Below are 12,000 nucleotides of genomic sequence, written 5' to 3' on the forward strand. Positions count from 1 at the left end.
ATGTGCGCGTCGCGGATCCCCGGTGGTCGACGTCGGTGGAACTCAGCGTCTGGCCGACCTCACGGGGCGAGGAGGATCACGTGCTGATCGGACACGCCGCCAGGCGTTTCACGTGAAACGATGTGGCGTGCCCATTGACGAGGAGGCAGAAGAGCCGATGCACGACCAGGCTGACGGCAACGTAGAACCGGAGATCTCACGGGAGGCGTTGGCCGAGTACTTCGGTGCGGCGTTCCCGACCGTCGAACGGTTCGCGGACCGCCTGCGCGACGAGGGCGAGCTGCGCGGACTCATCGGGCCGCGCGAGGTCCCTCGCATCTGGGACCGGCACATCCTCAACTCCGCCGCGGTGGTCCCGTTCCTCCCGAAGACCGGCGTGATCGCGGACATCGGGTCGGGCGCGGGCCTTCCCGGGGTCGTGATCGCGGCGATGCGTCCAGACGCCACCGTCTACCTGGTCGAGCCGATGGAGCGGCGGTGCGCCTGGCTGTCGGAGATCGCATCGGACCTGAACCTCGCGAACATCGAGGTGAAGCGGGGGCGCGCCGAGGAGTACCACGGAGCGTTCGAGTGCGACGCCGTGACGTCGCGCGCCGTGGCCGCGCTGGACAAGCTGGTCCGGCTGTCGTTGCCGCTCGTCCGACCGGGTGGCGAGATGATCGTCCTGAAGGGCCGCAACGTTGCCCGAGAGATCGACCCTGCCCGCAAGGTGCTGCGCCGGCTCAAGGGGGGCGAGCCCGAGATCGTCGACGCGCCGACGATCCCGGGTGTGGAGACCACGACTGCCGTGCGGATCGTGCGGCAGACTGGGGCACGCTGAACCCGTCCCTGGGCGTCGCCACCGCTGTGTGGCGACACGGGGACGACCAGCGCCCGACCTCCACGGATGAGTGGATCGGACGGCGCATGCTGGGAAGCGACGACGGAGAGGATGAGACGCGTGACGGAAAGCCCTGTCGACCCTGGAGAGCTTCAGGATCGGTCGGCGACGTCGCTCTCCCACGACGGGGGAGGGGCTCGGAGCTCCGGGAGTGAGGACGATCGGAGAGCAGCGCTCATGGCGAGCCTGCCGATCACGGACGACTCGACTCCCCTCGCCGCTCAGCTCGCCGAGGATGCCCGGCGTCGCATCGACCTCCAGGGCCGGCGTTTCCCCCGCCCTGCATCGACGCGCATCATCACGGTCGCGAACCAGAAGGGCGGGGTGGGGAAGACCACCACGACCGTCAATCTTGCCGCGGGGCTCGCGCTGGCGGGACTCAACGTGCTCGTCATCGACAACGACCCCCAGGGAAATGCCTCGACGGCGCTCGGAGTCGAGCACCGCGCCGGGACACCGTCGGTCTACGAGGTCCTCGTCGACGGTGACCCGTTGGCCAGCGCCGTCCAGCAGTGCCCCGACATCCCGACGCTGTGGTGCGTTCCGGCGACGATCGATCTCTCCGGAGCCGAGATCGAGCTCGTCTCGCTGGTTTCACGTGAAACACGGCTTCGACGCGCACTCGATGAATACCTGGCGGGACGAGAGCGTGACGGCCAGGAACCTATCGACTACGTCCTGGTGGACTGCCCTCCGAGCCTCGGCTTGCTCACGGTGAATGCCTTCGTGGTCGGTCGGGAGGTGCTCATCCCAATCCAGTGCGAGTACTACGCGCTGGAAGGACTGAGCCAGCTCCTGAAGACGATCGAGCTCATCAAGTCGCACCTCAATCCCGGCCTCCACGTCTCGACGATCCTTCTCACGATGTACGACGGTCGCACCAACCTTGCGCAGCAGGTGGCTGCCGAGGTCCGGGAGCACTTCCCCGACCAGACGCTGAGGACGACCGTTCCGCGCTCGGTACGCATCTCTGAAGCGCCGAGTCACGGACAGACGGTGATGACCTACGATCCTGGATCGACGGGCGCGCTCGCGTACCTCGAGGCTGCGCGTGAGCTCACGCAACGCGGTGCGAACAGGCCAGAGGATCCCGATCTCGATGCGGTCCCTGAGCAGGAGCCGAAGCGGGAGCAGGGTCTCACCGCCGCGCCCGGTAGTGAGAGCCGGACGGTTCGAACGGAACACGAGTTTGCCGGCACCATCGGTGGTCCCGGCCTGCGGCAGGAGGAACTGCGATGAGCGAGAAGCGTCGGGGGCTCGGTCGAGGGCTTGGGGCACTCATCCCGACGAGCTCGGAGGGGAAGCGTCCCGTTGACGTGTTCTTCCCGAGCCCTGCGTCGGACGAGCCGCGGACCGATGACGTATCGGGCGACGGTGCAGCCGCGGCGGACGAGCCGGGCGCGGTGGAGAGCACCGAGGTCGTCGCTCCCGTCGTGACCCTGGTTGCCGAGTCTGGTTCAGGGCCGGCCGACGTCGACTCCTTGACGTCGCTCTCGGCCCGCGACCTCGCCGAGCTGGACGCGTTGAGCGTGGAGTCCGCACCGCTGGGCGGCTCGGAGGTCGGAGGTTCGCCTGCCGCGCCGCAGGAGGGCAACGACGGTACGGCGGCGCGCGATGAGGTGACTCCTGACGCTGTTTCACGTGAAACCGCGCCTGAGACGGGGAAGCGTGATGGGACGACCGGACTCGCCGCTGGTGACGCGACGTCGGACGTCCTCTCGGGCGACGTGACCACCGCTTCCGAGGAGTGGACGGGGAGCGCAGCGGACGACCTCGTTCCGGTCCCCGGTGCACGCTTCGCCGAGATTCCGACGGCGTCGATCCGTCCGAACCCCCGTCAGCCGCGCACGGTGTTCGACGAAGGCGACCTCGACGAGCTGGTGGGCTCGATCCGTGAGATCGGCGTCCTTCAGCCGATCGTCGTCAGGCCCGTCCCGGGCGAGGACGGTTCTTTCGAGCTGATCATGGGCGAGCGGCGGTGGCGCGCGACGCAGGCGGCCGGACTGGACGTGATCCCCGCGATCATCCGCGAGACGGATGATGCCGACCTGCTGCGCGACGCGCTCCTCGAGAACCTGCACCGCAGTGCCCTCAATCCCCTGGAAGAGGCAGCGGCGTACCGCCAGCTCCTCGACGACTTCGGGTGCACCCACGAGGAGCTCGCTGAGCGGATCTCCCGCAGCCGTCCTCAGATCTCGAACACGCTGCGACTTCTGCGTCTCCCGCCGCTCGTGCAGCGTCGCGTCGCGGCAGGTGTCCTCTCTGCTGGCCATGCCCGCGCGCTCCTGGGTCTGACCGACGGAGCTGAGATCGAACGCCTCGCCCAGCGCATCGTCGCCGAAGGGCTCTCGGTGCGTGCGACGGAGGAGATCGTCGCGATGGGTGGACTCGACGGGCAGCGTCGCGCTCCGCGCGCTCCGCGGGCGGGTCAGCGCTCCGCCGCGATCGACGAGCTCGCTCATCGGCTCTCGGACCGCTTCGAGACGCGGGTCAAGGTCGACCTCGGCAAGAACAAGGGGCGCCTGACGGTGGAGTTCGCGTCGGTCGAGGACCTCAACCGAATCCTGGACGTGATGGCACCGAACGACCCGGGCCTTCTGCGCAAGTAGTCGGGGGAGTGTCGCGGGGGCTGGGGCTGGGGCTCGGGCTCGGGCTCGGGCCGGGGCTAGGAGGGACCGGGACCGGTCCAGCCGCGCCGCGGCTCGCGGCGCCCAGTACCCACGCCGGGACTGTCACACGGTGCGTGAAGTGTGAGCGGAAGTCCCGGCCTTGCATCGCGGTCCTCGGTCGGGTGCGGAGCCCGCACGTCGGACGCGGGAGCCGCGAGCGGGTCGCCCAAGCCCGGCGCCGGATACCCAGGCCGGGACTGTCGCACGCCGCTTGACGTGCCAGCGGCTGTCCCGGCCTTGTATCGCCGCTCCCGGTCGGGTGCGGACTCCGCGCGCCGGGCGCGAGCGGGGCTAGCGGGTTCGCCCACGCCCGGCATCGGATACCCAGGCCGGGACTGTCGCACGGGGCTCGACGTGCCGGCGGCGGTCACGGCCTTGCATCGCCGCTCCCGGGCGCGCACGCCGGACTCGTGAGTGGCGACCGTCTCGCCCCGGACCCAGTCGCTCTTCCTCGCGCTCGCCGGTCGATATGACCGGCACCGTCCCGATCTCAGGACGGCCGTCGGCAGGTCCGGCGCACCGGGTCGCCAGGGTGACGGACGCCCACCGGGTGTGGGGGAGGGGAGCGTCGTGGGGCAGCGTCGCTGGTCGCGCGGCGCCGGACTCGCCGGCACCGGCGGGTCCGGTGGGAGTCCGCTCGACCTCGGATCTCGTGGATGTCGCGGTGCGCATCTTCTGCCGTTGAGATCGGGATGTCCGCGCCACTGGCAGTCCCCGATGGCTCCAGCGCCGTTTCACGTGGAACAACCGCGGGAGCACGCCGCGCCTCCCGTCGAGCGGCCCCGATCCGGCCCTCGTCATCGATCGGGGCCCGCGTCGCGTGGGTCAAGCGAGGGTCGTCTCACACTGTGCGTTCGCAGGTGTGGCTCTCGCCGAACGCGAGGTGGCGGCGCGGAGAGCGATGCTCGTTGGCGCCCTCTTCCGCGCGGAGAGCGCACGGACCAAGCCGTCGTCGGACTCGCTGTGACGCCACTGGCACGTGTCAGGGTGGAACGTCGCGGCTCGGCGTCGGCGATCGCGCGTTCTCGCGCACGAGCTCGACGCTGGCGCGTCGAGCTCGGCGGCGTAGGCCATGAGGAGACGCGCGAGCGGAAGCATGGCGGTGTCGTGGTTTCACGTGGAACAACGCGGTCGCGCTTCTCGGGGAGGCGTGGTGGTCCACGTGGTTCGAGAGTCCCCGCGGTGAGCGCACCGGGCCGTCCGTCAGTTCGTCGACGCCATGTTGCAAGCCACGACTGATCGGGAGTTGCGCCAGAGGGTGCCCGGTGGAAGGGCAAGACTTGATGGTGCGCTCTGGATGCCACGGGCCTTGCCCGTAGCAGCGGACGCCTTCGTGGTCGCCGCGGGCGTCATGTCGGAAGAGCGGTCGTCAGCGCGGTGCTGGAGTGGCTTCACGTGGTGACCCGGGCGTCTGCCGGGGCCCCACGGGATTCCGCTCTCGGGGTTTCACGTGGAGGGCGCGGCCATGTGCGGGAAGCGAGTGGCTTCACGTGGAACATGGCCGGCTGCGCGGTAGGGGAGGGCTTCATGCGGAAGGCGGATGCTGGAGCGGCCCTGAGCGGCCCCACGAGGGACGCGTTCCACGTGAAACAGGAGGAACCTCGACGCGTCTCCTCCCTGGTCGCGATCGCCGCCGAGGCGGTTGCTGCTTCACCGAGGTAGGTCGTCCTCGGCCACGTGGAGACTCGACGTGACCCGACGACGTCGGGTGGACCAGGGAAGACGTCCCCGACACGCTGACGAGGTGTCGGTCGAGAGAGATGGATGCAGCTCCTCTCCAGGTCACGATCACCGCCACGGCGGCCGGCGGTTCACCGAGATAGGCGCCCTCCCCAGGCGGCGCTACGACGCGACCCGGCCACATCGGGTGGACCGGAGAAGAACGCCTGTCGACCCATGCTGATGCCGACGATGATGTCGTCCGAAAGGGAGTCTTCCTCCTGGGTCACGATCGCTGGCAAGGCGGCCACCGCTCCACCGAGGCCGGCCACGGCCACGGCCACGGTTGCCACGGCCACGGCCGTATCTCGACACGACCCGACCACGTCGGGTGAGCCACGCCGAAAGATCTGTCGACCAGCATGCCGACGACGTCCGAGAGCCGCGACAGAGCTTCGACACGCACGAGCTGTCCCCACGAGCTCGCGGCCGGACTGAGCGCCAGCTCACATCGCGTGGAGCCCTGCAGCCTAGTCCTGCGCGGACTAGCCGCGAGCCACGACGACGCCACGTGCCCCCCCGAGAGCCTGAGCCGAGCCATGCACCGATCGCACCACTGTCTCGGCGGCGAGAGACGCACCTCGGCCCCACGAGGATCGCGACGGAAGGCCGCCAGCCGGAGGAGCGTGGGAGGACCGCGCGGCGAGAGCGTCGGCAACCAACGTTCCACGTGAAACATGGCGCGCCGCCGCGCGCCGCGGGCTTCCGACGATGCTCAGTGGCGCACGTGCGTCTGGACGAGCGAGCGGTAGAGGTGGCCCAGGTCGAGACCGGCGGCGCGCGCGGCTTGGGGGAGGAGCGACGTCTCGGTCATGCCCGGCGCGACGTTGACCTCGAGGAACTGCACGACGCCGTCCGGGTCGAGGATGACGTCCGTGCGGGACAGGTCGCGCAGTCCGAGCGCGACGTGCGCGCGGACCGCGACCTCGCGGACGATGCCCAGCACGTCGTCGTCCAGGCGCGCAGGGGCGAAGTACTCGGTGCGTCCGGGGTTGTACCGTGCATCGAAGTCGTACGTGCCGGTCGTGACGATCTCGACCGGCGGAAGCGCCTCGGGTCCCTGGCCGACGTCGACGACGCTGACCGCGAGCTCGACGCCGCGCACCGCACGTTCGATCAGGGCGACGTCCCCGTAGGCGAAGCAGTCGACCATGGCACGGGGCAGCTGGTCGGCACGCTCCACGAGGGTGACGCCGAGTGCTGAGCCGCCATGGGTCGGCTTGACCACGAGGGGAAGGCCGAGCCGCGCGACGACCGCGTCCAGGACGGGTTGGGCGCCGAGCTCGCGGAACAGGCTCTGGGGGAGGGTGACGTACTCGGGCGTGCACAGGCCCGCGCCGAGCACGATGCTCTTCGCGACGGGCTTGCTCCACGCCGCGCGGCTCTCCCGCGGTCCGGTCCCCACGTAGGGCACGCCGACGAGGTCGAGCACGTCGCGGATCGAGCCGTCCTCGCCGCTCGCGCCGTGCAGGAGCGGCCACACGACGTCGGGGCGGGTCGCGTCGAGGAACGGGAGGAGGTCCGCGTCGACGTCGTGGACGGTCACCTCGAGGCCGGCGGCGCGCAGGCTCTCGGCGACGCGGCGTCCGGAGCGCAACGAGACGTCGCGCTCGTGCGACAGTCCGCCCGCGAGGATGACGACGTGGCCGCCCGAGGGCACCTCGTCGTCGAGCCGGAGGAGGCGAAGGTGCTGGTCAGGGCGCTGCGCGTCGGTCGCGGCCGCGCCACCGGCCTCGTCCGTCGCCGTCGGGGTACCCGTGGTCGTGTCCACTGTTGACGGACTCCTGTTCGGTGCCGGCGTCTCCCGGTAGGGTCCGCTCGGCGTCGTGGTGAGAGGGCTTCAGGCCAGGTTGGGCGAGGGGTTCTCGACGTCCGTGACGTCGGGGTCGAGCTCGGCGTTCGTGCCGAAGATCTCGACGAGCTCCTGCTCGGCGTTGACGACCCCGGCGAGGCGTCGGACTCCCTCACGGATCCGCTCGGGGGTCGGGAAGCAGTAGGAGAGGCGCACGTGGCTCGAGCCCGTGCCGTCCGCGTAGAACGCCGTGCCGGGGACGTAGGCGACACGGGCCGTCACGGCGCGCGGCAGCATCGATCGGGCGTCGAGGCCCTCGGGGAGCTGCACCCACGTGTAGAAGCCACCGTCCGGGACGGTCCAGCGGGCCGAGGGGAGGTGTTCGGAGAGCGCACCGATCATCGCGTCGCGCCGCTCGCGGTAGAGCTCGCGGAACTGCTTGATCTGCCCCTTCCAGTCGCACGTGTCGAGGTAGGCGGCGATCGCGAGCTGCGAGGCGTTCGACGGGCAGAGGATCGCGGACTCGCTGGCGAGGACGAGCTTCTCGCGCACGGCGTGGGGCGCAACCACCCAGCCGACCCGGTACCCGGGGGCGAAGGTCTTGGAGAACGACCCGAGGTACAGGACGCCGTCCTCGTCGAGCGAGCGGAGCGCGGGGAGAGTCTGTCCGTCGAAGCCGAGGAGGCCGTAGGGGTTGTCCTCGATGACGAGGACGCCGTAGCGCTGCGCGATCTCCAGGATGCGCGGACGGCGCTCCGCGGTGAGGGTCACCCCGGCGGGGTTGTGGAAGTTCGGCACGGTGTAGAGCAGCTTGACGCGGCGACCGTCCGCGGCGAGGCGGGCGAGCGTCTCCTCCAGCGCCTCGGGGACGAGGCCGTGCTCGTCGAGGGGCACGTGCACGACGTCTGCCTGGTACGACCGGAACACTCCCAGGGCGCCGACGTAGCTCGGCGCCTCGGCGACGACGACGTCACCGGGGTCGACGAAGATCCGGGTCACGAGGTCCAGGGCCTGCTGCGAGCCCGTCGTCACGACGACGTCGTCGGGGTGGCACTCGATCCCTTCGAGCCGGACCACGTCGAGGATCTGCTCGCGCAGCGTCTCGTCGCCCTGCCCGGACCCGTACTGGAGCGCCGTCGCACCGCGCGTCGCGACGAGGCGCTGCATGGTGTCGGCGATCTGGTCGAGCGGGAGCCCTTCGAGGTAGGGCATGCCGCCGGCGAGCGACACGACCTCGGGGCGGTTCGCCACGGCGAACAGCGCCCGGATCTCCGACGCTCGCATCCCGTGCGCTCGCTCTGCGTACGCACCGAACCACGGGTCGAGGCGGGTGCCGCTGGGAGCGGGCTGCTGCGGGGGAGTCGTCGGTCCAGTCACGACCCCCAGTGTCGCACGGTGCGTCGGGGGATCCCGTGAAGACGCCGGAGGGCGGACCGCGGTGCTCGCGGTCCGCCCCCCGGGCAGTGGTCGGATGCGGCTCAGACCGCCGTGGCGAGCACGGCGTCGATCTCCTCGGTGAGCGCGCGCTTGGGGCGCGCCCCGATGATCGACTTCTGGAGCTCGCCGCCGACGTAGACGTTCAGCGTCGGGATCGACACGATCCCGTAGGCACCGGTCGTCTCGGGGTTCGCGTCCGTGTCGAGCTTGGCGATCTTGATCTTGCCGTCGTACTCCTCGGCGAGCTCTTCGAGGATCGGTGCGACCTGGCGGCACGGGCCGCACCAGGTCGCCCAGAAGTCGACCAGGACGGGGACCTCGGACTCGAGGACCTCGGCACGGAAGGTGTCGTCGGTGACCGGAACGGTCGGCATGGTGACCTCCTGCGGTAGGACTCGGTGGGTGACGGGGACGCTGGTTCAGGCCTGGAGCTCGGCGAGCGCCTCGGGCAGCTCGTCCGGGTTCGGCGTGCTCGGCGTGCCGGCGAGGTCCTCCAGGCCGGCGGCGTCGGCGAGCTCGGTGAGGTAGCGCTGCGCGTCGAGCGCGGCGGCGCACCCGGAGCCGGCGGCGGTGATGGCCTGGCGGTAGGTGTGGTCGACGGCGTCGCCGCACGCGAACACGCCCTCGAGGTTGGTCGCGGTGGTGCGCCCGACGACCTGGATGTAGCCCTCGTCGTCCAGGTCGATCTGGCCCTTGACGAGCTCGGTGCGGGGCTCGTGACCGATCGCGACGAACAGGCCGGTCGCGGGCAGCTCGCGCTCCTCACCGGTCACGGTGTCGCGCAGCGTGAGCGCCTCGACCTTGTTCTCGCCGCCGATCCCGGCGACCTCGCTGTTCCAGGCGAAGTCGATCTTCGGGTCGTTCAGGGCGCGGTCGGCCATGATCTTCGACGCGCGCAGCTCGTCGCGACGGTGGACCAGGGTCACCTTCTCCGCGAACCGGGTGAGGAACGTCGCCTCCTCCATCGCGGAGTCCCCGCCACCGACGACGGCGACGTGCTGGTCGCGGAAGAAGAACCCGTCGCACGTCGCGCACCAGGAGACGCCGCGGCCGGACAGGCGCTTCTCGTCGTCCAGGCCGAGCTCGCGGTAGGCGGACCCGGTCGCGAGGATGACGGCGCGGGCGCGGTACGTCTCGCCGTTGCCGGTCACGACGGTCTTGACCGGTCCTTCGAGGTCCAGCAGCGTGGCGTCGTCCCACTCGATGCGCGCGCCGAACCGCTCGGCCTGCTTGCGCATGTTCTCCATGAGGTCGGGACCCATGATCCCGTCGGGGAACCCGGGGAAGTTCTCGACGTCCGTCGTGTTCATCAGGGCGCCACCCGCGGTGACCGATCCCGCGAGCACGAGCGGGGCCAGCCCCGCGCGCGCCGCGTAGATCGCCGCGGTGTACCCCGCGGGACCGGACCCGACGACGATCAGGTTCTGGACGGCAGACTGCTCGGTCACGTGCTCTCCTCGATGCTCGGTGCGTGGCGGCCGACCACGCGAGAGTGTGAACGCCGCCGGGGCGGCTTCTGTTCCACGGTACGGGTGTTCGGCACGCTACGGGGACCGGTCGCACGGCGCGCGGGCCGTCCACGCACCGCAGGTCGGCGACGGCCGACCGGAGGCAGGTCCTCCGGGCCGGAGCGTCAGGAGATGAGGATCTCGTTGATCTCCGCGCGGAACTCTCCGGACGGGTTCTGCGGCAGCTCGGTGAACCACAGCACGATCGACTCCGCCTCGACCGGCTGGTCGAACGTGAACTCCGCGCCGGGAGCGAGCGGCCCCGAGGCGAGGACGGTGCCCTCGGTGGGGGCGTCCGGGCTCGTGGCACGGATCTCGACGTTGCCACCGGTGGCGGACGTGTCGAGCACGACCGTCGAGACCGGCGCCTTCTCCTCGAGCGTGACCGCGAACCCGATCCCGGTGCGCAGGCCGGCGAAGTCTGCGGCGTTGTACCGGCGCGAGAACCACGTGGTGTCGGGCTGCTGGTCGTAGGCGAGCGGGGCGAGCTCGGGGTGCTCACCGTCGTTGTTCCCGGAGGCGTCGCCCTCGGGGTCCAGGGCCTGACCCGACGCGATCACGGGGCGGACGTCCGTCACCGGGGGCGGCTGCTCTCCCTCCGCGGTACCAGTGCCGCCCTCGGACGGGGCCTGCGACCCCTCGCCCGTGGGCTCCTCCTCGCTCGTCTGGAGAGCGGGCCCGAAGCCGTCGAACGCCGTGCCGACCGCCCACACGACACCCCACACCACGAGGCCGAGGACGAGCACGAGGACGATCGGGGTCGCGTTGAAGCGGCGGGGACCGCGCCGTCGTGGTGCGGGCTCGCTCCAGGCCTGCGGCTCCTCCGTGACGGGGGGAACGGGCGGTGGGGCGGCCGCGTACTGGACGGGTGCGGTGCCGGCGTCGTACCCGACGGGCGGCGGGGGGACCGCGTACGCCGCGGTCGCCGAGTCCGGTGCCGGCGGGGGGACCGCGGCGGTCGCTCCCGTGGCGACCCCGGCGGCGTACGCGACGCCGGGACCGGCGGACCCGGGCACGTCACCCACGCGGTGGATGCGTCCGGTGGTCGGGCGCCGGACGGGGGGCGCGGGCGGCGGCGTGCCCGGGGGTGCGCTCGTCCCGCCGTCGAACGCCGTGCGGACGGACTGGCGGCTCACGCCCGCGCTCGCGGGCTGCACGAAGGACGGCAGGGCGGCGACGACCGAGACCTCGCCCCACGGCTCGACCGCGCTGACGACGTCGGCGGGGGAGCGGGGCACGTCGCCCGCGGGCGGTGCCGTCCACTCCTCCGCGGTGCCGTGGGTACCGGCGAAGGCGCGCGCGCAGAGCGCGTCGAGCTCGGCGGGGACGTCGGGGCGGACGGTGGAGAGCGCCAGGATCTCGTCTCCCGCGCGCTGCGCGGGCAGCGGGTGGATGGCGTCGGGGGCGATCCAGGGCACGTCCAGGGACGGTCCGGCCCACCGTGCGGTCATCGCGTAGTAGAGGAGGGCGACGAGCCCGACGGCGTCGGTGCGCGACGTCCGGTCGGCGTCGTGCTGGTCGTGGCCCGCCACGCCCGCGTCGAGACCGAGGCCCGTGAGGAGGACGCGGCTGCCGTCGACGCGGAGCGCGTCGGGCCGCAGCGCGAGGTGGTGGACGCCCCGCCTCCGGGCCACCTCGAGCGCGGCCGCTGCCTCCCCGACGATCGCGCGGGCCTGCTGCGGGTCGACGATGCCGCCCGCGACGACCTCGCTCAGCGTGATGCCCGTGTAGCGCTCGGTCACGACGTACGCGACGCCGTCCTCCGTCCCGACGTCGAGGACGCGCGTCAGGCGCGGGTCGACGACGAGCGCGGCGCGCCGGGCGGAGTCGAGGGCGTCGGCGACGTGCGCGCCGGAGACCAGCGAGATCCGTACGGGCCGGTCGAGGATCTGGTCGTGCGCCGACCATGCGGTGACGTCCGACAGGTCGGACGCGAGCTGCTCGTCGAGCCGGTAGCGCGCGACGAGCAGTGTTCCTGGGGCCACGCCGTTCACC

General features: G+C 71.5%; 8 protein-coding genes. 3 read left to right on the top strand and 5 right to left on the bottom strand.

Annotated features, from left to right (window positions below; translation table 11 throughout):
* Positions 1–22 precede the first annotated feature (22 nt).
* From rsmG to ACFC2L_RS05250, 3 genes are all read left to right on the top strand, one after another.
* The gene (gene rsmG / locus ACFC2L_RS05240; RefSeq protein WP_375823242.1) at positions 23–820 is read left to right on the top strand and encodes a 16S rRNA (guanine(527)-N(7))-methyltransferase RsmG; all 798 of its coding nucleotides are present in this window, start codon (positions 23–25) and stop codon (positions 818–820) included.
* Between the two features lie 237 nt (positions 821–1,057).
* Positions 1,058–2,119, top strand: a complete 1,062-nt coding sequence (locus ACFC2L_RS05245; RefSeq protein ID WP_375823243.1) for a ParA family protein — start codon at positions 1,058–1,060, stop codon at positions 2,117–2,119.
* Positions 2,116–3,489 carry a ParB/RepB/Spo0J family partition protein gene (locus ACFC2L_RS05250; protein WP_375823244.1) on the top strand — a complete coding sequence of 458 codons (1,374 nt, stop codon included), beginning with the start codon at positions 2,116–2,118 and terminating at the stop codon, positions 3,487–3,489. Before ACFC2L_RS05245 ends, ACFC2L_RS05250 begins: the two co-directional genes overlap by 4 nt.
* 2,494 nt (positions 3,490–5,983) lie before the next feature.
* On the opposite strand, the gene ACFC2L_RS05255 is transcribed toward ACFC2L_RS05250, so the two are convergent.
* The 5 genes from ACFC2L_RS05255 to ACFC2L_RS05275 form a co-directional block, all read right to left on the bottom strand.
* Positions 5,984–6,928, bottom strand: a complete 945-nt coding sequence (locus tag ACFC2L_RS05255; RefSeq protein ID WP_375823489.1) for a D-alanine--D-alanine ligase — start codon at positions 6,926–6,928, stop codon at positions 5,984–5,986.
* A gap of 180 nt (positions 6,929–7,108) precedes the next feature.
* Positions 7,109–8,437 carry a PLP-dependent aminotransferase family protein gene (locus ACFC2L_RS05260; RefSeq protein ID WP_375823245.1) on the bottom strand — a complete coding sequence of 443 codons (1,329 nt, stop codon included), beginning with the start codon at positions 8,435–8,437 and terminating at the stop codon, positions 7,109–7,111.
* 101 nt (positions 8,438–8,538) lie between these two features.
* Entirely contained in the window at positions 8,539–8,871 is a 333-nt protein-coding gene (gene trxA, locus ACFC2L_RS05265; RefSeq protein WP_087470418.1) for a thioredoxin, read from the bottom strand.
* Between the two features lie 45 nt (positions 8,872–8,916).
* Positions 8,917–9,945: a thioredoxin-disulfide reductase gene (gene trxB, locus ACFC2L_RS05270; protein ID WP_375823246.1), complete on the bottom strand. Its 1,029-nt coding sequence runs from the start codon at positions 9,943–9,945 to the stop codon at positions 8,917–8,919.
* 185 nt (positions 9,946–10,130) lie between these two features.
* A complete protein-coding gene (locus ACFC2L_RS05275) occupies positions 10,131–11,999 on the bottom strand; it encodes a protein kinase family protein (RefSeq protein ID WP_375823247.1) in 1,869 nt (622 codons plus the stop codon).
* Between the last annotated feature and the right edge of the window lies 1 nt (position 12,000).

The sequence above is a fragment of the Cellulosimicrobium sp. NPDC055967 genome, assembly GCF_042269845.1.
Lineage (GTDB): Bacteria > Actinomycetota > Actinomycetes > Actinomycetales > Cellulomonadaceae > Cellulosimicrobium.

Coding starts and splice junctions, on each gene's coding strand:
- ACFC2L_RS05250 (WP_375823244.1), top strand. CDS start 2,116: ATGAGCGAGAAGCGTCGGGGGCTCGGTCGAGGGCTTGGGGCACTCATC.
- ACFC2L_RS05245 (WP_375823243.1), top strand. CDS start 1,058: ATGGCGAGCCTGCCGATCACGGACGACTCGACTCCCCTCGCCGCTCAG.
- trxA (WP_087470418.1), bottom strand. CDS start 8,871: ATGCCGACCGTTCCGGTCACCGACGACACCTTCCGTGCCGAGGTCCTC.